This is a genomic window from Stenotrophomonas sp. AN71 (assembly GCF_050435725.1).
Lineage (GTDB): Bacteria > Pseudomonadota > Gammaproteobacteria > Xanthomonadales > Xanthomonadaceae > Stenotrophomonas.
Window position 1 is genome coordinate 19,246 of the sequence record NZ_JBNDKU010000016.1, and the last position, 20,880, is coordinate 40,125.

Annotated in this window: 23 protein-coding genes; 8 read left to right on the forward strand and 15 right to left on the reverse strand. The window is 66.4% G+C overall.

The features are described 5' to 3' along the window. Window positions 1-19 precede the first annotated feature (19 nt). The 4 genes from ABH900_RS19195 to folB form a co-directional block, all read right to left on the reverse strand. Window positions 20-556, reverse strand: a complete 537-nt coding sequence (locus ABH900_RS19195; RefSeq protein WP_429624754.1) for a hypothetical protein — start codon at window positions 554-556, stop codon at window positions 20-22. Window positions 557-686: 130 nt separating this feature from the next. Next, entirely contained in the window at window positions 687-2,861 is a 2,175-nt protein-coding gene (locus tag ABH900_RS19200; RefSeq protein WP_429624755.1) for a glycoside hydrolase family 3 N-terminal domain-containing protein, read from the reverse strand. Between the two features lie 128 nt (window positions 2,862-2,989). After that, window positions 2,990-4,261, reverse strand: a complete 1,272-nt coding sequence (locus ABH900_RS19205) for a mechanosensitive ion channel family protein (protein WP_429624756.1) — start codon at window positions 4,259-4,261, stop codon at window positions 2,990-2,992. 62 nt (window positions 4,262-4,323) lie between these two features. Continuing rightward, window positions 4,324-4,677, reverse strand: coding sequence for a dihydroneopterin aldolase (gene folB / locus ABH900_RS19210; RefSeq protein ID WP_429624757.1), 354 nt, complete (start codon window positions 4,675-4,677; stop codon window positions 4,324-4,326). A 377-nt stretch (window positions 4,678-5,054) separates the two neighbouring features. Between folB and ABH900_RS19215 the strand changes: the two genes are divergently transcribed. After that, entirely contained in the window at window positions 5,055-5,714 is a 660-nt protein-coding gene (locus tag ABH900_RS19215; protein WP_429624794.1) for a hypothetical protein, read from the forward strand. Window positions 5,715-5,746: 32 nt separating this feature from the next. Here ABH900_RS19215 and tsaD read toward each other — a convergent pair whose 3' ends face one another. Beyond that, the gene (gene tsaD / locus ABH900_RS19220; RefSeq protein WP_429624758.1) at window positions 5,747-6,772 is read right to left on the reverse strand and encodes a tRNA (adenosine(37)-N6)-threonylcarbamoyltransferase complex transferase subunit TsaD; all 1,026 of its coding nucleotides are present in this window, start codon (window positions 6,770-6,772) and stop codon (window positions 5,747-5,749) included. Between the two features lie 166 nt (window positions 6,773-6,938). On the opposite strand from tsaD, the gene rpsU reads away from it, so the two are divergent. The 6 genes from rpsU to ABH900_RS19250 all read left to right on the forward strand — a co-directional run bounded on the left by rpsU (window position 6,939) and on the right by ABH900_RS19250 (window position 12,100). Next, entirely contained in the window at window positions 6,939-7,154 is a 216-nt protein-coding gene (gene rpsU, locus ABH900_RS19225; protein WP_002808376.1) for a 30S ribosomal protein S21, read from the forward strand. Between the two features lie 133 nt (window positions 7,155-7,287). Continuing rightward, entirely contained in the window at window positions 7,288-7,731 is a 444-nt protein-coding gene (locus ABH900_RS19230) for a GatB/YqeY domain-containing protein (RefSeq protein WP_429624761.1), read from the forward strand. Between the two features lie 96 nt (window positions 7,732-7,827). Then, complete coding sequence (locus ABH900_RS19235) at window positions 7,828-8,772, forward strand: YihY/virulence factor BrkB family protein (RefSeq protein ID WP_429624762.1); 945 nt, start codon at window positions 7,828-7,830, stop codon at window positions 8,770-8,772. A gap of 59 nt (window positions 8,773-8,831) precedes the next feature. Next, window positions 8,832-10,574, forward strand: a complete 1,743-nt coding sequence (dnaG, locus tag ABH900_RS19240) for a DNA primase (protein ID WP_429624763.1) — start codon at window positions 8,832-8,834, stop codon at window positions 10,572-10,574. A 26-nt stretch (window positions 10,575-10,600) separates the two neighbouring features. Then, window positions 10,601-11,101: a fused DSP-PTPase phosphatase/NAD kinase-like protein gene (locus ABH900_RS19245; RefSeq protein ID WP_429624764.1), complete on the forward strand. Its 501-nt coding sequence runs from the start codon at window positions 10,601-10,603 to the stop codon at window positions 11,099-11,101. Window positions 11,102-11,128: 27 nt separating this feature from the next. Further along, window positions 11,129-12,100, forward strand: coding sequence for a bile acid:sodium symporter family protein (locus ABH900_RS19250; protein ID WP_429624765.1), 972 nt, complete (start codon window positions 11,129-11,131; stop codon window positions 12,098-12,100). A 93-nt stretch (window positions 12,101-12,193) separates the two neighbouring features. Here ABH900_RS19250 and cyoE read toward each other — a convergent pair whose 3' ends face one another. From cyoE to ABH900_RS19270, 4 genes are all read right to left on the reverse strand, one after another. Continuing rightward, the gene (cyoE, locus tag ABH900_RS19255) at window positions 12,194-13,087 is read right to left on the reverse strand and encodes a heme o synthase (protein WP_429624767.1); all 894 of its coding nucleotides are present in this window, start codon (window positions 13,085-13,087) and stop codon (window positions 12,194-12,196) included. 4 nt (window positions 13,088-13,091) lie between these two features. Beyond that, complete coding sequence (locus ABH900_RS19260; protein ID WP_429624768.1) at window positions 13,092-14,255, reverse strand: COX15/CtaA family protein; 1,164 nt, start codon at window positions 14,253-14,255, stop codon at window positions 13,092-13,094. A gap of 10 nt (window positions 14,256-14,265) precedes the next feature. After that, entirely contained in the window at window positions 14,266-14,835 is a 570-nt protein-coding gene (locus ABH900_RS19265; protein WP_429624769.1) for a hypothetical protein, read from the reverse strand. A gap of 109 nt (window positions 14,836-14,944) precedes the next feature. Beyond that, a complete protein-coding gene (locus tag ABH900_RS19270; protein WP_429624770.1) occupies window positions 14,945-15,661 on the reverse strand; it encodes an SURF1 family protein in 717 nt (238 codons plus the stop codon). Window positions 15,662-15,718: 57 nt separating this feature from the next. On the opposite strand from ABH900_RS19270, the gene ABH900_RS19275 reads away from it, so the two are divergent. After that, the gene (locus ABH900_RS19275; protein ID WP_099551637.1) at window positions 15,719-15,937 is read left to right on the forward strand and encodes a twin transmembrane helix small protein; all 219 of its coding nucleotides are present in this window, start codon (window positions 15,719-15,721) and stop codon (window positions 15,935-15,937) included. Window positions 15,938-15,957: 20 nt separating this feature from the next. On the opposite strand, the gene ABH900_RS19280 is transcribed toward ABH900_RS19275, so the two are convergent. From ABH900_RS19280 to ABH900_RS19305, 6 genes are read right to left on the reverse strand one after another with little or no spacing between them, the layout of a single operon-like run. Next, window positions 15,958-16,833, reverse strand: coding sequence for a cytochrome c oxidase subunit 3 (locus ABH900_RS19280; RefSeq protein WP_429624772.1), 876 nt, complete (start codon window positions 16,831-16,833; stop codon window positions 15,958-15,960). A 13-nt stretch (window positions 16,834-16,846) separates the two neighbouring features. Beyond that, a complete protein-coding gene (locus ABH900_RS19285; protein ID WP_429624774.1) occupies window positions 16,847-17,437 on the reverse strand; it encodes a cytochrome c oxidase assembly protein in 591 nt (196 codons plus the stop codon). Then, window positions 17,434-17,559 (reverse strand): hypothetical protein, encoded by a 126-nt coding sequence (locus tag ABH900_RS19290; protein ID WP_429624795.1) that lies wholly within the window; start codon window positions 17,557-17,559, stop codon window positions 17,434-17,436. The genes ABH900_RS19285 and ABH900_RS19290 overlap by 4 nt, the downstream gene beginning before the upstream one ends. Before the next feature lie 8 nt (window positions 17,560-17,567). Further along, entirely contained in the window at window positions 17,568-19,175 is a 1,608-nt protein-coding gene (gene ctaD / locus ABH900_RS19295) for a cytochrome c oxidase subunit I (protein ID WP_429624775.1), read from the reverse strand. Between the two features lie 59 nt (window positions 19,176-19,234). Continuing rightward, window positions 19,235-20,182 (reverse strand): cytochrome c oxidase subunit II, encoded by a 948-nt coding sequence (coxB, locus tag ABH900_RS19300; RefSeq protein WP_429624777.1) that lies wholly within the window; start codon window positions 20,180-20,182, stop codon window positions 19,235-19,237. An 11-nt stretch (window positions 20,183-20,193) separates the two neighbouring features. After that, the gene (locus tag ABH900_RS19305; protein WP_429624778.1) at window positions 20,194-20,670 is read right to left on the reverse strand and encodes a DUF2244 domain-containing protein; all 477 of its coding nucleotides are present in this window, start codon (window positions 20,668-20,670) and stop codon (window positions 20,194-20,196) included. Window positions 20,671-20,880 lie beyond the last annotated feature (210 nt).

Consider the following 20,880-nt stretch of genomic DNA (forward strand, 5'->3'; position numbering starts at 1 on the left):
CAAGCGGGGCCGTCTGCGTTCATTGGATGGTGCCGACCTTTACCTCGACACGCGCACAGGCTTTGTCCAGGCACTCGCCTATCAGCCAGATCTGGCCATCACCGATCATCACGCCCTGCTGGTTGACGAAGACCTTGCTGAAGTCCTGTTCGGACACCGCCTTGACGACCGCCGGAGTGATGATCTTCTCGTAGCTGCGCTGGAACTCGCCGGGGCCGGTGATCTTCTTTCCACCGGCGATGTTCAGCGGGAAGCGCACTTCCTCGACCACCGCAGCGCGATCTCCGCCAACCACCGCGATCTTGAACGCGTTGAAGACCTTTTCGTACTGAGCGGCATCACCAAGCACGCTCTCGATGCGCGCACGCGCATCCTCGGCGGGCACATCCGCAGCAGCAGCCGCAGCCGGTGCGGCTGCGGTGGCTTCGGCAGCAGGCGTCGCTGCAGCGCTGGCCTCCATCGGCGGCGGAGCATCCGCCGCGGGCTCGGCCGGGGGCGCCGGCTGCGAACAGGCGGCCAGCATCAGGGCGGGAATCAGACAGGCCATCCGGCGCATGCGCGCACTCCATCGAAACAGGGAACCCGATGGTAGCGCCGTCGCAGTGACGGCAACAAAAAGGGGACGGAGGGGATTAAGTCGTTTGTGGCACAAACGACTTAATCCCCTCCGCCCCCTTTTTCTTCACTCAGCCCTTCAGCAGCTCGAACTGCACCGCTTCACCGGCAGCCGAGGAGGCGCAGACCCACAGGTCGAAGACACCCGGCTCGGCGCGCAGCACGCCGTCGCGGCCGGTGAAGGCCAGCTGCTCGCGGGTCAGGGTGAACACCACCTCGGTCGATTCGCCCGGCTGCAGCGCCACCTTGCGGAAGTCCTTCAGCTCGCGCACCGGACGCACGCGGCTGGCGACGCGGTCGTGGATGTACAGCTGCGCCACTTCCTCACCGGCCACGCTGCCGCTGTTGGTCAGCGTGGTGGTGATGGTCAGGGTGTCATCCCAGCCCAGCTGGGCCGCGCTCAACTGCGGCACGCCGTAAGCAAAGGTGGTGTAGCCGACGCCATGGCCGAACGGATACAGCGGCTCGTTCGGAATCTCGCGCCAGCGGGCCTTGAACTCCGACATGGTCGGCAGTTCCGGACGGCCGGTGCGCGGGTGGTTGTAGAAGTACGGCTGCTGGCCGGACACCTGCGGGAAGCTGACCGGCAGGCGGCCGGAAGGGCTGTAGTCGCCGAACAGCACATCGGCCACGGCATGGCCGGTCTGCGTGCCCAGGTACCAGGTCACCGCCACGGCGTGGGCATTGCGCACTGCGCCCTGCAGCGCCAGCGCGCGACCATTGCGCAGCAGCACCACCAGCGGCTTGCCGGTCATCGCCACGGCCTCGGCCAGCGCCTGCTGGGCCGGCGGCAGGGTGATCTCCACGCGCGACTGCGCTTCACCGCTGTAGCGCTGCGGTTCGCCCAGTGCCAGCACCACCACGTCGGCGCGCAATGCGGCGGCAACCGCCGCCTCGGTGCCACCGGGAATGGCCACTTCCAGCTCGCATCCCGGCACGATCTCCAGCAGCGCCTCATCACCGATGGCGGCGCGCACGCCGGTTTCCAGGTCCACATACCGCTGCTTGTCACCGAACAGCGTCCAGCAGCCTTCGATGTTCTCGCGGTCCTGCACGAACGGGCCGATCAGCGCGATCTTCTGCCCGTTCTTCTGCAGCGGCAGCACGTTGTCACGGTTGTTCAGCAGCACGATCGAACGGCGCGCGGCATCGCGCGACAGTTCGTCATGGGCGGCAATGTGCGAGGTGTCCGCTTCGCGCGCCGGGTCCAGCGAACGGTACGGGTCGTCGAACAGACCGATGGTTTCCTTCAGCCACAGGATGCGGCGAACGCCTTCATCCAGCACCGCCATCGGCACCTCGCCGCTCTCGACCAGGCCCGGCAGGTGCTCGGCGTAGAAGCCACTCTGCATGCTCAGGTCCAGGCCGGCGGTGAACGCCTTGGCAGTGGCGTCGCGATCGTCAGCGGCATAGCCGTGCGCGACCAGTTCCATGTCGGCGGTGTAGTCGGAAATCACAACGCCCGGGAACTTCCATTCACCACGCAGGATGTCGGTCAGCAGCTCGGCGTTGGCGCTGGCCGGCACGCCGTTGATGTCATTGAACGAGGACATCACGGTGATCGCACCGGCGTCGAACGCCGCCTTGAAGGGCGGCAGGTGCACATCGCGCAGGGTCTGCGGCGAGATGTCCACCATGTTGTATTCCATGCCAGCCATCACCGCGCCATAGGCGGCGAAATGCTTCGGCGTGGCCAGCAGCGAATCGTCGGCGCGAAGGTCGCTGCCCTGGAAGCCGCGCACGCGGGCGGCGGCGAACGCACAACCCAGCACCACGTCTTCACCGGCACCTTCGGCGCCACGGCCCCAGCGCTGGTCGCGGGCAATATCCACGGCCGGTGCGTAGGTCCAGTGCAGGCCGGCGGCGGTGGCCTCGACGGCGGTGGCGCGCGCGGTACGCTCTGCCAGCTCCGGCTCGAAGCTGGCGGCCTCGCCCAGCGGGATCGGGAACACGGTGCGCATACCGTGGATGACGTCGGCGGCCAGGATCACCGGAATGCCCAGGCGGCTCTCCTCCGTGGCGACCTGCTGGATGCGGCGGCCCAGCTCGGCGCCGACACCATTGAACAGGGATCCGACCTTGCCCTCGCGCACCTGCTGCAGCACCTGGTCGGCATTGCGCACGTTGGCTTCCGGGTTCACGTCCGGGGCGAACGGGCGGACCATGTCCGCGAAGACACCCAGCTGGCCGACCTTTTCCTCGACGGTCATCTGGGCAATGAGGGATTCGATGCGATCGGAGGCCACCAGCAGTCCTTGATGAAAACGTTTACAAGCCCGGCATTCTAGCGATCCGGAGCCATTTGGCGAGAGGTTTCGTCATTCAGTTTCAGGCTCCAGCCGGATCCGTACGGTCCGGCCGGAGGCATCGCAGCTTACTCCGAGCCGGCCAACTGGCGCTGCCCAGCCATCAACATGGCATCGCTGGAGGCCTGGAACACCCGCAGGCCGAAGGCCGGCAGGATCGCCAACAGGTGGTCAAAGATGTCCGACTGCACCGCCTCGTACTCGCCCCACGCGGTGCTGCGGGTAAAGCAGTACAGCTCCAGCGGCAGGCCCTCGGTGGTCGGCTGCAGATGCCGCACCAGCAGGGTCATGTCGGTGTGGATGCCGGGGTGGCTGCGCAGGTAGCGCTCCACATAGGCACGGAAGGTGCCCAGGTTGGTCACCCGGCGGCTGTTGACCTCGGCCACGCCCTGCTCGCGCAGGCGCCCGTTCCACTGCCCCAGCTCCTGTTCCTTCTCGCGCAGGTAGTCGCGCAGCAGGGCGAACTCGCCGAGGAAAGCCAGGTCGCCCTCGTCCAGGAAGCCCACGCTGTGCTGGTCCAGGTACAGCGCGCGCTTGATCCGGCGGCCACCGGCCTCCTGCATGCCCCGCCAGTTCTTGAACGACTCGGTCACCAGCTTCTTGGTCGGGATGGTGGTGATGGTCTTGTCGAAGTTCTGCACGGTGACCGTATGCAGGGCGATGTCGATGACATCACCATCGGCGTTCTGGCTGGGCATCTCGATCCAGTCGCCGATGCGCACGCGGCCATCGCCACTGATCTGCACGCTGGCCACCAGCGACAGGATGGTGTCCTGGAAGATCAGCATCAGCACTGCGGTAGCGGCGCCGAGGCCGGTCACCAGCGGCCCCAGCTTCACCCCCAGCAGAGTGGCGACGATGGACAGGCCTGCGGCCACGAACACCACGATCTTGACCACCTGCAGGTAGCCCTTGATCGGCTTGTTGCGCGCATCGGGCTTGCGCTCGTACAGGTCGTTGGCTGCATCCAGCGCATGCGAGAACGCCATCGATACGGTCAGGACCGCCCACACGATGCACAGCTTGATGATGACCTTGACCAGGCCTTCCGGCAGGTCGGGGATGAGGGTGATGCCCGAAGCGATCACCTGGCTGGGCACCACGTTCGACAGGCGCGCGATCACCCGCATCAGGTGGCTGCCGCGCCCCGACGCGGCGCCCGGCAGACGCTGGATCAAGCGCCGCAGGCCGCGCACCAGGATGCGTTTGGTCACCCAGTTCGCCAAGCCCGCAGCGATCAGCAGGGCCGAGATCATCAACGCCAGGTAGGCGCCAGGATAGGGTTCCAGTGTGTTCTGCAGCTTTTCCAGCCACTGTACTGCCACTACCGCGTCCACCATCGGTTGTCTCCTTTCCTTTTCGTTGTTGCCGGGGTTGCCGGCCAGCGGCCGGCTCTACCGGTTCAGGCGCGTTCGCGCTCGATGATCACGCCTACCGCGCGCGCGCCGCGCACCGCACCAGGCTTGCTCAGCTTCAGGCGCAGCCACTTCACGTCGAATTCGTCCAGCACGATCTGCGCGCAGCGCTCGGCCAGGGTCTCCACCAAACCGAATTCCGACTCGCGCACGAACTGCTCCAGGCGCTTGCTCACCGCCTTGTAATTCAGGGTGTGGGCGATGTCGTCGGTAGCCGCAGGGCGACGGTTGTCGAAGCCCATCTCCAGGTCGAACACCAGGTCCTGGCGGATCCGTCGCTCCCACTCGTAGATACCGATCAGGGCATCGATCGTCAGCCCCTCGATGAAAACCTTGTCCATTGCGGTTACCAGCCGAATACAGGCGGCCATGGTAACGGCACGGCGGTGAGCCTGCCCGGAACGGGCGGTCGGTGGCCGGCACGGGGCGGGCCAGGAAAAGACAAAGGGCCCTGCTAGCGGGGCCCTTTGGTACTGCCGTTTGTCCCCGGGGGGAGCTTTCTCAAGCCGCGAGTCCCGGTGGCGCAGGTGCCCAGACTAGTCAATGAGCAAATGGCGGGTCAAGGCCAATCACGACAGCGCAGACCAACGTGTTCGCCTCGGCCGATTCGACCTGGCCGAAACGCAGGAAACAGGCTACCTACACAAGGATGTTCCCTGATGGTGACCGGCTCGATCCCTTGCCAACATCCATCTTCCCTTCACCACCGCACATCACGATGGCTGCATACGATGCATTGAGGCGCGCGTTGTCAGCGGAGCGACTGTCGACCTACGAGAGAATCGCATCAACCTGCAGCCCTGACGTCACTGCCGAAGCCCTGTACGTCTGGAACATGCGGATGTGCGGTGCACTGATGATGCCGGTCCATCTGTGCGAAGTAGTCATTCGCAACGCAGCGGCATCGGTATTGGCCCGACAGCACGGTCCGCGATGGCCATGGAATGATGCCTTCCGACGCAGGCTGCCCGCAGCTTCATCCACCTCGGCGAGAACCGCGCTGGAGCAGGCCGCCAATCGCGCAACCGACACACTCGAGATCGTCGCCAACCTGCCGATGGTCTTCTGGCAGCAGCTCTTCACCTGTCGTTTCGACGCCACGTTATGGATACCCGCACTTGGTCGGGTTCTACGCCATGCGCCTGTGGCACATCCCAGTGTCATCAGGAAGGCCATCCACGCCGATGTCGGACGCATTCGCCACCTGCGCAACCGCAGCGCCCACCACGAGCCGATCCTGGAACGTGATATCGGCGCTGACCTGGCCGCCATAGGGCGGCTGATCCATGCGCGCTGCCCGCACACCCTGGGGTGGCTGCAGCGCCATGAGCGGGCCACAACGGTACTGGCGGCGTCGCCGCTGGGTGCCCGCCCGTAGAGTCGAGCAAGCTCGACTCTACAAACAGAAGCTCACACCGCCGGCAGGGTCGCCATGTCCCAGCGCGGGGTCACCTCAACCTTCGGCGGGCTGTGCTGGCCGGCCTGCAGGCGCAGCGCGCCGGCGAAGGCAATCATTGCGCCGTTGTCGGTGCACAGGGCCGGGCGCGGGAAACACGCACGGCCACCGAGGCGCTCGGCCATCTGCTGCAGGCGCGCGCGCAGGCGCGTGTTGGCCCCGACGCCGCCGGCCACCACGATCACGTTGGTCCCGGCCGCCTCCAGTGCGCGCTCGCACTTGATCGACAGGGTCTCCACCACCGCGTCTTCAAAGCCACGGGCGATGTCGGCGCGGGTCTGCTCGCTCTGGTCGCTGTCGCGCCAGGCCATCAGGACCTGGGTCTTCAAACCGGAGAAACTGAAATCCAGCCCCGGGCGGTCGGTCATCGGCCGCGTGAAACGGTACGCGCCTGGCGTGCCCTGCTCGGCCAGCCGGGCCAGCTGCGGGCCGCCCGGATACGGCAGTCCCATCAGCTTGGCGGTCTTGTCGAAGGCCTCGCCGGCGGCATCGTCCAGCGTCTCGCCCAGCAGGCGGTACTGGCCGATCGCGTCCACCGCCACCAGCTGGGTATGCCCACCGGACACCAGCAACGCCACGAACGGGGCCTGCGGCGGGTCGTCCTCCATCAGCGGGGCCAGCAGGTGCCCTTCCATATGGTGTACACCCACCGCCGGCACCTCCAGCGCCCAGGCCAGCGAGCGGGCCACGCCTGCGCCGACCAGCAGGGCGCCGACCAGGCCGGGGCCCGCCGTGTAGGCCACGCCGTCGATGTCGTCCACACCAAGGCCGGCTTCAGCCAGGGTCTGGCGCACCAGCGGCAGCAGCTTGCGGACATGGTCGCGGCTGGCCAGCTCGGGCACCACACCGCCGTACTCGGCGTGCAGGGCAATCTGGCTGTAGACCGCATGGGCGCGCAGAGCCGCGCTGCCGGCCAGGTCGGTGTCATACACCGCCACGCCGGTCTCATCACAGGAAGATTCGATGCCAAGGACTCGCATGCCTGCTATTATGACGCCCCTGCCGCCCCCTCGGGGGATGTGCAGACCTCACTGCTTTCGAACCCCTGGCCCGTATTCAGGGTTGGCCGCTTGCAGTTTGTCTATTCGCCGCTATAATGTGCGGCTCGCCGGGCGTGACCCGGTTCTACTGTGTCCCGGAGATTCCATGCCCAGCGTCAAAGTCCGCGAGAACGAGCCCTTCGAGTTTGCTCTTCGCCGCTTCAAGCGCACTTGCGAAAAGGCCGGTGTGCTGGCCGAAACCCGCAAGCGCGAGTTCTACGAAAAGCCGACCCAGGAGCGCAAGCGCAAGGCCGCCGCTGCTGTGAAGCGTCAGCTGCGCCGCTCGTCGCGCGACGTCACCAAGCGTCAGCGCCTGTACTGATCGGACGCATCTTCATTGCGGCAGGCTCGTCCTACCGCGGTGAAGCCGAAGCCGGCACGCGCGAGCGTCGCCGGCTTTTTGCGTTTCCAGGTTCCGGCATCCGCCCTGTCCCACCACTCACGAGGTCCCTCCCATGAGCATGAAGCAGCAGCTCACCGATGACATGAAGGCCGCCATGAAGGCGGGCGAGAAGCACAAGCTGGGCGTGATCCGCCTGATCAACGCGGCGATCAAGCAGCGCGAAGTGGACGAGCGCATCGAACTGGACGACACCGCCGTAATCGCCGTGCTCGACAAGATGGTCAAGCAGCGCAAGGACTCGGTCAGCCAGTTCGAAGCCGCCAACCGCGAAGACCTGGCCGAGATCGAGCGTGCCGAGATCGTGGTCATCGAGGCCTACCTGCCAGCCAAGATGGGCGAAGCCGAGATCGTGGCCGCCATCCAGGCCGCCATCGCCGAAACCGGTGCCGCCAGCCCGGCCGACATGGGCAAGCTGATGGGCGCTCTGAAGCCCAAGCTCGCCGGCCAGGCCGATATGGGCCTGGTGTCCAAGCTGGTCAAGCAGCTGCTGGCGTAAGCCGGCCCTGATCCGGTAGTGCCGGGCCATGCCCGGCGTTACCGATGCAACACCCGCTTCACCGCACCTTCGGCCCCCGGCTGCTACAACATTCCCATGGTCGAGCAATCGCACTCCCCAGCCGATACGCGGCCCCACGGTATCCCTGCCCGCCTTCGTCACTACGCCGATCGCCTGCAGGACAGCTTCCCGATGGCGGTCGCCAAGCGTTTCGTCGAAATCGACGTGCTGACCCAGGCCGCTTCGGTCTCCTTCTATGCCCTGCTGTCGATGGCACCGCTGCTGGTGCTGCTGCTGTGGCTGACCGCCTCGCTGTATCCGCCTGCACAGCAGGCGCTGATCAGCCAGATCGGCTCGGTGGCCGGCAGCAGCGTCGCCAGCGTCGCCGACACCGTGCTGCACAACGCCAACAGCCAACCCAGCGTCGGTTCGCTGGCCGGGCTGTGGAGCACGCTGCTGCTGTTCGTCGGTGCCACCGCCGTGTTCGCCCAGCTGCAGAACGCACTGAACCGGATCTTCCACACCAGCGGCCAGCGCCTGGAAGGCGTCAAGGCCTGGCTGCGCAAGCGCGTGTTCTCGTTCGGCGTGGTGCTGGCGTTGGGCTTCCTGCTGATCCTGTCAATGACCGCCACCACCGCGCTGCAGGTGGTGTTCGCGCAACTGCCCTCGGTGCTGCCGGCCATCGGCTACCTGAGCTCGCTGCTGCTGTACACGCTGGCCTTCGCCTTCCTCTACCACTACCTGCCGGACCGGCGCGTAGCCTGGCGCCAGGCCTTCATCGGCGGCGCCATCACCTCGGTGTTGTTCACCCTGGGCCGCTACGGCATCGGCGTCTACATCGCCACCGTGGCGCCGGGTAGCGCGTACGGCTCGATGGGCGCGCTGGTGATTTCGCTGGTCTGGATCTACTACGCCACTGCCGTGTTCTTCGTCGGTGCATTGATGACCGCGGTGATCGACGAACGCCAGTACGCACGTGCGCGCCTGGCCAGCGCCGATGTGGCCCCGCAGGAAACCGGCCCGGCCGCCGCCAGCGAGTAAACTAGGGGACCTGCCGCCCCCGCAGCGCGCCCTGGCGGCCGCGCCCCGTCCTGTTGCCCATGGCCCGTATCCCCGACGCTTTCATCGACGACCTGCTGGCCCGCTCCGACATCGTCGAGGTGGTGGGCAGCCGCGTGCCGCTGAAACGCCAGGGCAAGGAGTATGCCGCACGCTGCCCGTTCCATGACGAACGCTCGGCCTCGTTCACCGTCTCGCCGACCAAGCAGTTCTATCACTGCTTCGGCTGCGGCGCGCACGGCACCGCGATCAGCTTCCTGATGAACTACGACCGCCTCGAGTTCCTCGATGCGGTGGATGAACTGGCCAAGCGTGCCGGCATGGAAGTGCCGCGCAGCGAGAACCCGCGCAGTGCGCAGCAGCAGGATGACAGCCGCGAGCTGTACTCCGCGCTGGACGCCGCTACCAAGTTCTTCCAGAAGAACCTGGAGAGCAGCGAGAAGGCGCGCAGTTACCTCGATGGTCGCGGCGTGGACGAAGAGAACCGCGCGCGCTTCCAGATCGGCTATGCGCCCGATGGCTACAGCGGCCTGCGCGATGCGCTGGGCAAGGACGAGCGGCGGATGAAGCTGCTCGATCGCGCTGGCCTGTTCTCCAAGAACGACCGCGGCCACGTCTACGACAAGTTCCGCGACCGGGTGATGTTCCCGATCTTCGACCGTCGTGGCCGGGTGATCGCCTTCGGCGGGCGCGTGTTCGAGAAGGACGACGGCCCCAAGTACCTCAACTCGCCCGAGACCGCGCTGTTCCACAAGGGCCGCGAACTGTACGGCCTGTGGCAGGTACGCCAGGCCAACCAGAAGATCGAGCGGTTGATCGTGGTCGAGGGCTACATGGACGTGGTCTCGCTGTTCCAGTTCGGCGTCACCCAGGCGGTGGCGACGCTGGGCACGGCAACCACGCCGGACCATGCCGAGCTGCTGTTCCGCAACGCGCCGGACGTGTTCTTCTGCTTCGACGGCGACGCCGCCGGCCGCCGCGCCGGTTGGAAGGCGCTGGAATCGGTGCTGCCGCGCATGAAGGACGGCCGCCAGGCCTTCTTCCTGTTCCTGCCCGATGGCGAAGACCCGGACAGCATCGTGCGCAAGGAAGGCGCCGAGGCGTTCGACGAGCGCCTGAAGCTGGCCACGCCGCTGTCGCAGTTCTTCTTCGACGAGCTGACCCGCGAGATCAACCTGGGCACGCTGGACGGCAAGGCCCGCCTGGCCGAGCGGGCAAAGCCGATGCTGGCGCAGATTCCCGACGGTGCGTTTGGCGACCTGATGAAACAGCAGCTGGGACAGCTGACCGGGCTTGGCGGCGGCAACCCGCAGGCGTCTCGCCCGTCGATGCCACAGCGCGCGGCGTCCCGCACGATCCAACCCGTGGCCAGGCGCAGCCTGGTGCGCGGCGCGATCGCCGTGCTGCTGCAGCAGCCTTCGCTGGCCCTGACCCTGGGCGGCAAGCACCACTTCCAGGGCCTGCGCCTGCCGGGGGTGGAGCTGCTGCTGGAACTGCTGGGCCTGGTCGAACAGCGCCCGGACATCAGTACCGGCGCCCTGCTGGAGCATTTCGACGGCCGCGAAGAACAGGCCTCACTGCATACCTTGGCCGCGCAGACGCTGGCGGGCGACGAAGCGATGTGGACGGTGGAGCTGCATGACGCGGTCGGGCAGCTGGAGAAGCAGCTGCTGTTCCAGCGGATCGACGACCTTAACGCCAAGCAGCGACAACAGGGTCTGGACGATACTGACAAGTACGAGATGCGCGAGCTGCTGAAGGCCCGCGCCAATCTGCGCCTGTAGCGGCAGAACACATTCCCGGAGAGACCATGCTGCTGCGCCTGACCTGCCTGCTGTTGTTGTCGCTCTGTCCCGCTTTGCCGGCCTGGGCTGCGGACCCCGCCCTTGCTGAAGTCCGCCCCGGCCTGTACGCCGGCGGCCAGCCCACGGCCGCGCAACTGCGCGAACTGGCTGCACAAGGGGTGCGCACGGTGATCGACCTGCGGCAACCCGATGAAGATCGCGGCTTCGATGAAATACGCGAGGCCGAAGCACTGGGCCTGCGCTATGTGCGCATCCCGGTGGCCGGTGCCGAGGGCCTGGATGCCGCCAACGTGCGCGCCGTGCACCAGGCGCTCCAGCAGAGCCAGGGCCCGGCGCTGCTGCACTGCGCCTCCGGCAACCGCGCCGGTGCCGTGCTCGGCCTGCTCAACGCGCGCTACGAACACGCCAGCCCGGAACAGGCGCTGCAGCTGGGCCAGCGTGCCGGCCTGAAGTCGCTGGAAGCGGCCACCCGCGAGCGCCTGGCGATCCCCTCTCCCACCCCCTGATTCCCCGCACCAAGGAGCCTATCCACCATGACCCGCTGGTGGTCGCGCCTGCGACCGGACAACTTCACCCTCGCCCTGCTGTGCACCGTCGGCCTGGCCTCGCTGCTGCCGATGAAAGGCGCCGCCGCCATCGTTCTCGACGACGTCACCACCGTCGCCATCGCCGCGCTGTTCTTCCTGCACGGCGCACGCCTGCCGCGCGAGTCGATCATCGGCGGCATGCTGCACTGGCGGCTGCACCTGACGATCCTCGCCTGCACCTTCATCCTTTTCCCGCTGCTGGGGCTGTTGTTCAAGCCGCTGTCGGGCTGGCTGCTGACCCCCGAGCTGTATCTGGGCGTGCTGTTCCTGTGCACCCTGCCGTCCACCGTGCAGTCGTCCATTGCGTTCACCTCGATGGCGCGCGGCAATGTGCCCGCAGCGGTGTGCAGCGCCTCGCTGTCGAGCATCCTCGGCGTGTTCCTGACGCCCCTGCTGCTGACCGCGCTGGCCGGCACCTCCGGCGGCGTGCATGACCCGCTGCATGCCATCGGCGGCATCATGCTGCAGCTGCTGGTGCCGTTCGTGGCCGGCCATCTGCTGCGGCCGTGGATCGCCGGCTGGGTCGAGAAGCAGCGCGCGCTGCTGCGTTATACCGACCAGGCCACCATCCTGCTGGTGGTGTATTCCGCGTTCGGCGAAGCGGTCACTGAAGGACTCTGGAGCAAGACGCCGTTGCTGTCGCTGTTCGCGGTGGCGGTCGTGGCCGCTGTGCTGCTGGGCATCGCCATGCCGCTGATCACCTTCATCGCCCGCCGCCTGCGCTTCAACCGCGAAGATGAGATCGCCATCGTGTTCTGTGGCTCGAAGAAGAGCCTGGCCACCGGTGTGCCGATCGCCAAGGTGCTGTTCGCCGGCGGCAGCCTCGGTGCCATCGTGCTGCCGGTGATGATCTATCACCAGATCCAGCTGATCGTCTGCGGCGTGATCGCACAGCGCTACGCCAGGCGCAAGCCCTGACCTGCCAGGCTTCATCCACGCATGGCGTGGATCTACTGAACGCGCGGGTTGCTGCGGGAAAACATCCACGCATGGCGTGGATGCATCAGCCCGTCACAGCCAGGGCAGGATCCAGTGGTCGACCAGCAGGAAGGCGAACAGCGCCATCAGGTAGAGGATGGAGTAATGGAACATCTTCATCGAGAACAGTTCGTCCGGCGGGTTCAGCATGCGCCAGGCGTACCAGAGGAACACGGCGTTGAGCACGATCGCACCGCCCAGGTAGAACGCGCCGCTCATGCCCACCAGGTACGGCAGCAGGCACACCAGCGCCAGCACCACCGAATACGCCATGATCTGCTTGCGGGTGTGCACCACGCCGTGGGTCACCGGCAACATCGGGATCTTCGCCTTGGCGTAGTCCTCGCGGCGGAAGATCGCCAACGCCCAGAAGTGCGGCGGCGTCCAGATGAAGATGATCAGCACCAGCAGTGACGAGTACGCCCAGTCCGACGAACCCTGCATGCCGGTCACCGCCGCCCAGCCCAGCATCGGCGGCATCGCGCCGGCTAGGCCGCCGATGACGATGTTCTGCGAGGTCGCGCGCTTCAGGTACACGGTGTAGATCACCGCATAACCGATCAGCGAGGCGAAGGTCAGCACCGCAGTGATCAGGTTCACCCACAGCACCAGGATGACCATCGACAGCACGATCAGCACGCCGGCGAACACCAGCACCTGCCACGGCTTGACCTTGCCCACCACCAGCGGCCGCCACGAGGTGCGCGCCATCTGCGCATCGATGTGCGCATCCAGCAGCTGGTTGATCGCCGCGGCCGCCGACGCCGCCAGCCAGATGCCGAGGAAGCCGAGCAGGCCGGCACGCACCTGCTCCCAGCTGGGCACCCCGGGGATGGCCAGGACCATGCCGACCAGGGCGGTGAAGACGATCAGGGCGACGACCTTGGGCTTGGTCAGGTCCCAGTACTGGCGATAGTTGGAAAACATGGAATCAGTCCGGGGCACGCAGGCGGGCCAGCAGGCTGACCAGCACGAACAACAGGGCAACGGCTACGCCGTTGTGGGCGACGGCCACTTCCAGTGGCAGCGCCAGCTTCACATTGAGGATGCCGAGGGTGACCTGCAGCAGCAGCAGCGCGATCAGCGCGCTGGCCCAGCCACGCATGCTCGGCAGGCGGAACAGGCGCACGCCCAGCCACAGCAGGTACACAGCCACCACCACCGCAAACAGGCGGTGCGCCATCTGGATGGCGATGCGTGAGGCGCCATCCAGCACGCCCCCTTCGTAATCAACACCGATGCCGCGCCACAGGGTGAAGCCTTCGGCGAAGTTGTGCTGCGGCCACCACTGGTTGGCACAGCGTGGGAAGTTGTCCAGCGAGGCGCTGCCGCCGCCGCAGGCCAGCGCCGCGTAGTTGGCGCTGACCCAGCCGCCCAGCGCGATCTGGGTGACCAGCACCGCCACGCCGATGCGCAGCAGCCACTTCAGCTTCGGCGCTTCGGCCAGGGTGATCGGCCGGTGCGTGGCCCGCCACGCCATCCACACCAGCAGCGCGAACATCAGCATGCCGCCGAGCAGGTGGCCCATCACCACGATGGGTTTGAGCAGCAGGGTCACCGTCCACATGCCCAGCAGGGCCTGGAAGATCACCACCGCCAGGGTCAGCACGGCAGCGCGTGCCAGATCGATATTGCTCCAGCGCAGCGCGGCGATCAGCAGTATCGCCTCGCCGATCAATGCCAGGGCACTGGCCGTACCATGCCAGCCCATCATGTACAGCGGTATGCCGGCAGCCACCAGCACGCAGGCGGTCACTACCGCCGTGCTTCCAAAGCGCCGCCTGCGCGTGGCCAGCAGGGCCAGGGTCAGGATTTCGATGCCCAGTGCGCCGGCCAGGAAGCGGTGCACCTGCTCACGCCAGGCCTTGTGCGTTTCCAGTGGGCGGATGTCCGCGGCCGGATGGCCGATGGTCTCTTCCACGTGCTGCGGCCAGGTGGCCTGCCCATAACAGGTCGGCCAGTCCGGGCAGCTCAGGCCGGCATCGGACAGGCGCACGAAGGCGCCGAACATGATCGTGCTCGCGGTCATGATCATGGCGAACCACGCCAGGCGGTGGAAATTGCGGTGCAGCGCCGGACGCGCGGAAAGGCTCATCAAACGGGACTCACTTCAGTTTCAGCAACGTGGCCATGTCCTTGCGCAGGCCACCGAGGTCGCTGCCTGGCGCATGGCGCATGATCACGAAGCCGTTCGGATCAATCACGTAGACCGGCAGGCCAGCCGGATCGTCGACCCCGGGCAGCGCCGCACGCAGGGCCGGCGAGGGGGCCAGCGGCCGCAGCGCGGGCAGCGAGGCGATCGACGCCGGTGGCGTACCCAGCCACAGGATCTCGACATTATCGGCGTTATGGCCGAACAGCTGCCACACCTTGCCCAGCCCCTGCGACAAAGTGACGCACTGCGCGTCGCAGACGCCGGCCGGCGCCACCAGCAGGCGCCAGGTACGGGCCTCGGGGTTCCAGGGGTACGGTTGCCCCGTGGCCAGGGTCGGCGCCTGCTGGCGCAGGTCCACTGGCGGCTGCAGCAGCTGGCCTGCATTGCGGTGCCCGGTCGGCTGCCAGCCGGAGAAGCGCAACACGGCGGCCAGCGCGATCGCCCCGAAGAACACGGCAAACAGCAGCACCAGGGTCCGGCGGCCAGAGCCGCGCGCCTGCGGGGACGTAGCAGTGTTCATGCGGGACATTTTCTCATGGTTGGGTGGGGGATGCCGGGGTGACGCCCCGGTAGTGCCGGCCGCTGGCCGGCATCCAGGAAACCGAGGGGTTGCCAGCCAGCGGCCGGCACTACCGAGCGATGCGGGGCCTCCTGCGCCACTCCAGCACCAGCGTCACCACCAGCACGGTCAGGGCCAGCCCGAACCACTGCACGGCATAGCCCAGGTGGCGTTGCGGCGGCAGCGTGTTCGGCAGCAGATCCAGATCGCGCTCATCACCGAACGGCAGCGCCGGGTCCAGCCGCAGTACCCGCTCAGGCAGGGTCGGCAAGCCGAGCGCCGTCGCCAGTCCTTCGGCCGGCAGGCGGCTGGCGAGCCAGCGCCCGGCCTCACCGGTGGCGGAGAACGCCGGCCCCAGTGCCAGCCCGGCTGACGGCGGTGGTGCCAGCAGTCCGCGTACCGCCACCGGCGAAGGCGGCGGCACGACATCGGGCAGCGTGCGGTCCGGCGGCAGCGCGCGCCATCCGAGATCGACCAGCAGCACGCTGCCATCTTCACTGCGGAACGGCCGATAGATCTTCACTCCGGCACGGCCGTGCCGGGTCTGGTTGTCCAGCAGCACCACGCCGGGCAGGAAACGGCCATGATCGGCCACACCGTGCAGCGCGCCCGGGGCTGCGAGGGCGCGCGCCAGCGGCAGCGCCTGTGCCAAAGCCGGCCCCTGCGCATCCAACATTGCCTGTTTGGCATGCATGCGCTGCAGCTGCCACAGCCCCAATGCGGTGAAACCGGCCATCGCCAGCACCGCCAGCAGCCATCCGATCACGCGCGTGTGCTGGCGCATCATGACAAGTCCGCGCAAACGCGGTCAGATAGGTGCATCCACCCTGCCCTCGAGCCGCGCATGAGTGATTCGCTGAAGACCCTGCTGGTAATCGCGTTTCTGATCGTCATCGTCTGGAACCTGGGCGCCGGCCTGTATTACCTGGTGGTCGACCGCGGCCAGACCAAGCGCACGGTCAACGCACTGACACGCCGCATCGCGGTGTCGGTGGCCTTGATCGTACTGGTGATCGTGAGCATCTACATGGGCTGGATCAAGCCCCATGGCATCGGCGGCTGACACCGCCATCGACGGCGCGGTCAGAGCACGTAGACGAACAGGAACAGCATCAGCCACACCACGTCGACGAAGTGCCAGTACCACGCGGCGGCTTCGAAACCGAAGTGGTTGTCACGGGTGAAGTGTCCCTTCGCCGAGCGCAGCCACATCACGGCCAGCATGATCGTGCCCAGCAGCACATGCGCGCCGTGGAAGCCGGTCAGCATGAAGAACGTCGAACCGTAGATGCCCGAACCCAGTGTCAGGTTCAGTTCCTTGTAGGCGTGGATGTACTCCTCCGCCTGCAGGGTCAGAAAGCCCAGGCCCAGCACCACGGTCAGGCCCAGCCAGATCAGCAGCTGGCGGCGGTTGCCGGCCTTCAGCGCGTGATGGGCGATGGTCAGGGTCACACCGGACGTCAGCAGGATCAGCGTGTTGATCAGCGGCAGGCCCCATGCCGGAATGGTCTGGAACGCGCCACCAATCGCCGCCGGGCCGTTGGTCGGCCATCCTGCGGAATAGCCCTGCCAGAGCAGCTCATTGGTCATCACTCCGCGGCCTTCACCGCTGAGCCACGACAGGCCCAGGTTGCGGGTGTAGAACAGCGCGCCGAAGAAGGCGCCGAAGAACATCACTTCGGAGAAGATGAACCAGATCATCCCCATCCGGAATGAACCATCGACCTGATGGTTGTAGTTGCCGGCCTGCGACTCGCGCACCACGTCGCTGAACCACCAGAACAGGGTCAGCACCAGCATCGCCACGCCGATGTAGAACGTCCAACGCCCCCAACTGGCGTCGTTGAGCCAGCTGGCCACGCCCACCATGGTCACCATCATCGCGATGGAGCCCACGAACGGCCATTTGCTCTGGGCCGGGACGAAGTACACGTTGGCGTCGGTCGGTGTCTGGGCCATGTCGGTATCCGGGTCAGGGTGCGGCGTGAGCGCCTTCCGAGGTGGCGGCCGGAGCCAGCCGATCGGACAGCGCATCGTTGCGGTAGAAGGTGTAGGACAAGGTGATCGTCTTGATTTCCGGCGGCAGGTCAGGGTCGACGATGAAGCGCACCGGCATGTCGCGCTTCTCGCCGGCCTGCAGCGTCTGCGCGGTGAAACAGAAGCACTCGGTCTTGCTGAAGAAGCCCGACGCGCGCGCCGGCGCCACCGAAGGCACCGCACTGCCGACCACCGCCTGGGCGCTGTCGTTGCGGGCGAAATACAGCGCCTCGTTGAGCTCACCCGGTACCACGTCCATGGTCAGCTGCTCGGGATGGAACGACCACGGCAGCCGCGAATTGACGCCGCCATCGAATTCCACCCGCACGGTGCGCCTGCCAGCCGCCGCGCCCGCACTGGCCTCGCCACCCGGGCCGCGCTCCAGGCGCACGCCGAACACTTTCTCGCAGGCGATGCGGTAGAGCGGCACCAGCGAGAACGTCAACAGGAACACCGCAACCGCCACACCAATCAGGCGCGGCAACCCGGCACTGCGGGACGGTGTGCTGGCCGGCGCCTCGCTCATCGGCCGATCACCCCGCTGAGGATGAAGCCGACGTAGACCAGCACCGCGATGGCGCCCACCCATGTCGCGGTGCGCTTGGCGCGCTGCCGCTGCTGCTCGATGCCGGGGCTCTCGTTATGCATGCCCCACCTCAATGCGTGATGTCGTCGTGGGCGAGGTCACCCGGGCGGATGGTCGGCGGCGTGGTGAAGGTATGTGCCGGTGCCGGCGACGGCAGCGTCCACTCCAGCCCACGTGCACCTTCCCAGGAGCGGTCGGCGGCCTTCTCGCCATTGCGCAGCGAGGACAGCAGGATCGCGGCCATCATGAACGGCGTAGCGAACATGCCGAACGCACCGATCGAGCTGATCAGGTTCCAGTCGGCGAAGGCCACGCTGTAATCAGGGATGCGGCGCGGCATGCCGGCCAGGCCAAGGAAGTGTTGCGGGAAGAACAGCAGGTTGACGAACACGATCGACCACCAGAAGTGCACCTTGGCCCACTTCTCGCTGTACATGCGCCCGGTCCACTTCGGCCACCAGTAGTACACCGCGGCGATCAGCGCGAACACCGCTCCGGTCACCAGCACGTAGTGGAAGTGGGCGACCACGAAGTAGGTGTCGTGGTACTGGAAGTCCGCTGCGACGATCGCCAGCATCAGGCCGGAGAACCCACCGATGGTGAACAGGATCACGAAGGCCACCGACCACAGCATCGGCGCTTCGAAGGTCAGCGAGCCGCGCCACATGGTGCTGACCCAGTTGAACACCTTCACCCCGGTCGGGATCGAGATCAGCATGGTGGCGAACATGAAGTAGATCTCGCCACCCAGCGGCATGCCCACGGTGAACATGTGGTGGGCCCAGACGATGAACGACAGGAACGCGATCGCAGCAGTCGCATACACCATGGCCTGGTAGCCGAACAGCGGCTTGCGGCTGAAGGTCGGGATGATCTCGCTGACTACGCCGAAGGCGGGCAGGATCATGATGTAGACCTCGGGATGGCCGAAGAACCAGAAGATGTGCTGGAACATCACCGGGTCGCCGCCGCCGGCAGCATTGAAGAAGCTGGTGCCGAAGAACTTGTCGGTCAGCAGCATGGTCACTGCACCGGCCAGCACCGGCATCACCGCGATCAGCAGGAACGCGGTGATCAGCCAGGCCCAGCAGAAGATCGGCATCTTCAGCAGGTCGATGCCCGGCGCGCGCATGTTCAGCACGGTGGCGATGATGTTGATCGCGCCCATGATCGAGCTGATGCCGGCCACATGGATGGCGAACACGGTGAAGGCCACGTTGTAGCCCCCCTGCAGCGACAGCGGCGGGTACAGCGTCCAGCCACCGGCAGGCGCGCCACCGGGCAGCAGGAAGGTCAGCAGCAGCAGGCTGAAGGCCACCGGCAGCAGCCAGAACGACCAGTTGTTCATGCGCGGCAGCGCCATGTCCGGCGCGCCGATCTGCAACGGGATCATCCAGTTGGCCAGACCGACGAACGCCGGCATCACGCCGCCGAAGATCATCACCAGCGCATGCACCGTGGTCAGCTGATTGAATATCTCAGGACGGATGTACTGGATGCCGGGCTGGGCCAGTTCCAGACGGATGAGCACGCTCATCGCCGCGCCGATGACGAACATGATGAAGCTGAAAAGCAGGTACAGCGTGCCGATGTCCTTGTGGTTGGTCGAGAAGAACCAACGCTCGAAGAAGCCCGGGTGGTGGTGGTGATCGTCGTGCCCAACTGCCGAGTGCGCCATCGCAAAACACCTCTCAGAATCGGTTGTCGCCACGGCCGCGGACGGCCGCGGGCTTTACATCACGCTCCGCTGGCCGCGGTGGCAGGTGCACTGCCGGTTTCCGCAGCGGCAGGCGCAGCAGGTGCCTCGCCCGCCGGTGCAGCCGGTTCGGCAGGTGTTGCCGGCTCGGCGGGCGGCGCCGGCTTGCGCTGCGCCAGCCACTGCTTGAAGTCTTCCTTGGACACGGCTTCGACCACGATCGGCATGAAGCCATGGTCCTTGCCGCACAGTTCTGCGCACTGGCCGCGGTAGACACCGGGCTGCTCGATGCTGGTCCAGGCCTCGTTGATGAAGCCGGGAATCGCATCCTGCTTCCAGCCCAGCGCGGGCACCCACCAGGCGTGGATCACGTCGTCGGAGGTGATGACGAAACGCACCTTGGTATCGACCGGCAGCACCAGCCGGTTGTCCACGTCCAGCAGGTAGTGCGGATGGCTCTCGCGGGTCGGCACCTTGCCACTCTGCCGCATGCGATCGGACTCGCGGTCCAGGCGGCTGGTGAAGGTGACGTTCTCACCAAGGTATTCGTACTTCCACATCCACTGGTAGCCGGTGACCTTGACGGTCATCTCGGCGTCGCGGGTGTCGTACATCTTGATCAGGTTGGCCGTCGCCGGCCACGCCATCACGATCAGGATGATCACCGGGATCACCGTCCAGATCACTTCGGCCTTGGTGTTGTGGCTGAAGGTGGCGGCGACCGCACCCTTGGATTTGCGGAACTTGAAGATGGCGTAGGCCATCGCGCCGAACACGATGACGCCGATCACCGTGCAGATGATCAACGAGAGGTTGTTCGATTCCCAGGCCAGGCGTGAGGTCTGGGTCACCCCCTTGCCCATGTTCAGCTGCCACGGCTTCGGGTCGGCCGCCTGGGCCCAGGCCGATGCCGGAATCAGTCCCCCGGCCGCCAGCATTGCGGCGACCGCGTTGACGCACTTCGTGCCCCACCTGCTGCTTTGCTTCATTGCCTAGACCCTTAGCGTCGTCGGTTGCCGCCATCGCTGGCGGCGAGCAAGCTTTCAAGTGTCTCTGCGAGCGTCTTACGTTCGGCCGGCGCGAGGAAACTCCCCACCTCCACCTGCCGGCCGCTGGATGCCAGCCGGACCCTCTCATCGTCGGTGAGCAGGCGCACCCAGTGGGGGTGGGCCCGGAACACCGGCAATCCACCGGGTACGGGGATGACCTCCACGTACGCCGGCACTACCCGGATCTCCTCCTGCCGTTCACCGCTGCGCCACAAGGCACGCAGCGCCGCCGCCAGCACCAGGCTGTACAGCAGCGCGAACAGGGGGGCGAATGCATTGCCGGCCAACCACCCGAAGGCGGACACCAGCCACATCGCTCCCGACAACACGGTGAACAACAGGACGAACTGCCGGGCATCGAGCGCCCGTGGGGGACGCAGCCGCAGCTGCGTACCTGACCCATCCGGAGCTTGAAGCACCTCGATCATGTCGCAACCGCGTTCCTGCCGCGGGAAACGTCTCGATGGTAGCCCTGCCCTCTCACCCGTAGCAAGGGTGCATTCACACCTTTTTCCATGCTGCAACACAGCATGAGACCGGCGGCACGAATGACGAATTCGGCACAAATAATGAAAGGTTTTATGAACACGCTGAATCCACCACCGTTAGGGGCTATCAGCCCTTCATGAAGGTGTCTG

Coding starts and splice junctions, on each gene's coding strand:
- ABH900_RS19250 (WP_429624765.1), top strand. CDS start 11,129: ATGACCCGCTGGTGGTCGCGCCTGCGACCGGACAACTTCACCCTCGCC.
- ABH900_RS19235 (WP_429624762.1), top strand. CDS start 7,828: ATGGTCGAGCAATCGCACTCCCCAGCCGATACGCGGCCCCACGGTATC.
- ABH900_RS19215 (WP_429624794.1), top strand. CDS start 5,055: ATGGCTGCATACGATGCATTGAGGCGCGCGTTGTCAGCGGAGCGACTG.
- ABH900_RS19275 (WP_099551637.1), top strand. CDS start 15,719: ATGAGTGATTCGCTGAAGACCCTGCTGGTAATCGCGTTTCTGATCGTC.
- folB (WP_429624757.1), bottom strand. CDS start 4,677: ATGGACAAGGTTTTCATCGAGGGGCTGACGATCGATGCCCTGATCGGT.
- ABH900_RS19285 (WP_429624774.1), bottom strand. CDS start 17,437: ATGAGCGAGGCGCCGGCCAGCACACCGTCCCGCAGTGCCGGGTTGCCG.
- tsaD (WP_429624758.1), bottom strand. CDS start 6,772: ATGCGAGTCCTTGGCATCGAATCTTCCTGTGATGAGACCGGCGTGGCG.
- ABH900_RS19290 (WP_429624795.1), bottom strand. CDS start 17,559: ATGCATAACGAGAGCCCCGGCATCGAGCAGCAGCGGCAGCGCGCCAAG.
- ABH900_RS19265 (WP_429624769.1), bottom strand. CDS start 14,835: ATGAACACTGCTACGTCCCCGCAGGCGCGCGGCTCTGGCCGCCGGACC.
- ctaD (WP_429624775.1), bottom strand. CDS start 19,175: ATGGCGCACTCGGCAGTTGGGCACGACGATCACCACCACCACCCGGGC.
- ABH900_RS19260 (WP_429624768.1), bottom strand. CDS start 14,255: ATGAGCCTTTCCGCGCGTCCGGCGCTGCACCGCAATTTCCACCGCCTG.
- cyoE (WP_429624767.1), bottom strand. CDS start 13,087: ATGTTTTCCAACTATCGCCAGTACTGGGACCTGACCAAGCCCAAGGTC.
- ABH900_RS19270 (WP_429624770.1), bottom strand. CDS start 15,661: ATGATGCGCCAGCACACGCGCGTGATCGGATGGCTGCTGGCGGTGCTG.
- ABH900_RS19280 (WP_429624772.1), bottom strand. CDS start 16,833: ATGGCCCAGACACCGACCGACGCCAACGTGTACTTCGTCCCGGCCCAG.
- ABH900_RS19245 (WP_429624764.1), top strand. CDS start 10,601: ATGCTGCTGCGCCTGACCTGCCTGCTGTTGTTGTCGCTCTGTCCCGCT.
- ABH900_RS19195 (WP_429624754.1), bottom strand. CDS start 556: ATGCGCCGGATGGCCTGTCTGATTCCCGCCCTGATGCTGGCCGCCTGT.
- dnaG (WP_429624763.1), top strand. CDS start 8,832: ATGGCCCGTATCCCCGACGCTTTCATCGACGACCTGCTGGCCCGCTCC.
- ABH900_RS19230 (WP_429624761.1), top strand. CDS start 7,288: ATGAGCATGAAGCAGCAGCTCACCGATGACATGAAGGCCGCCATGAAG.
- ABH900_RS19305 (WP_429624778.1), bottom strand. CDS start 20,670: ATGATCGAGGTGCTTCAAGCTCCGGATGGGTCAGGTACGCAGCTGCGG.
- rpsU (WP_002808376.1), top strand. CDS start 6,939: ATGCCCAGCGTCAAAGTCCGCGAGAACGAGCCCTTCGAGTTTGCTCTT.
- coxB (WP_429624777.1), bottom strand. CDS start 20,182: ATGAAGCAAAGCAGCAGGTGGGGCACGAAGTGCGTCAACGCGGTCGCC.
- ABH900_RS19205 (WP_429624756.1), bottom strand. CDS start 4,261: ATGGTGGACGCGGTAGTGGCAGTACAGTGGCTGGAAAAGCTGCAGAAC.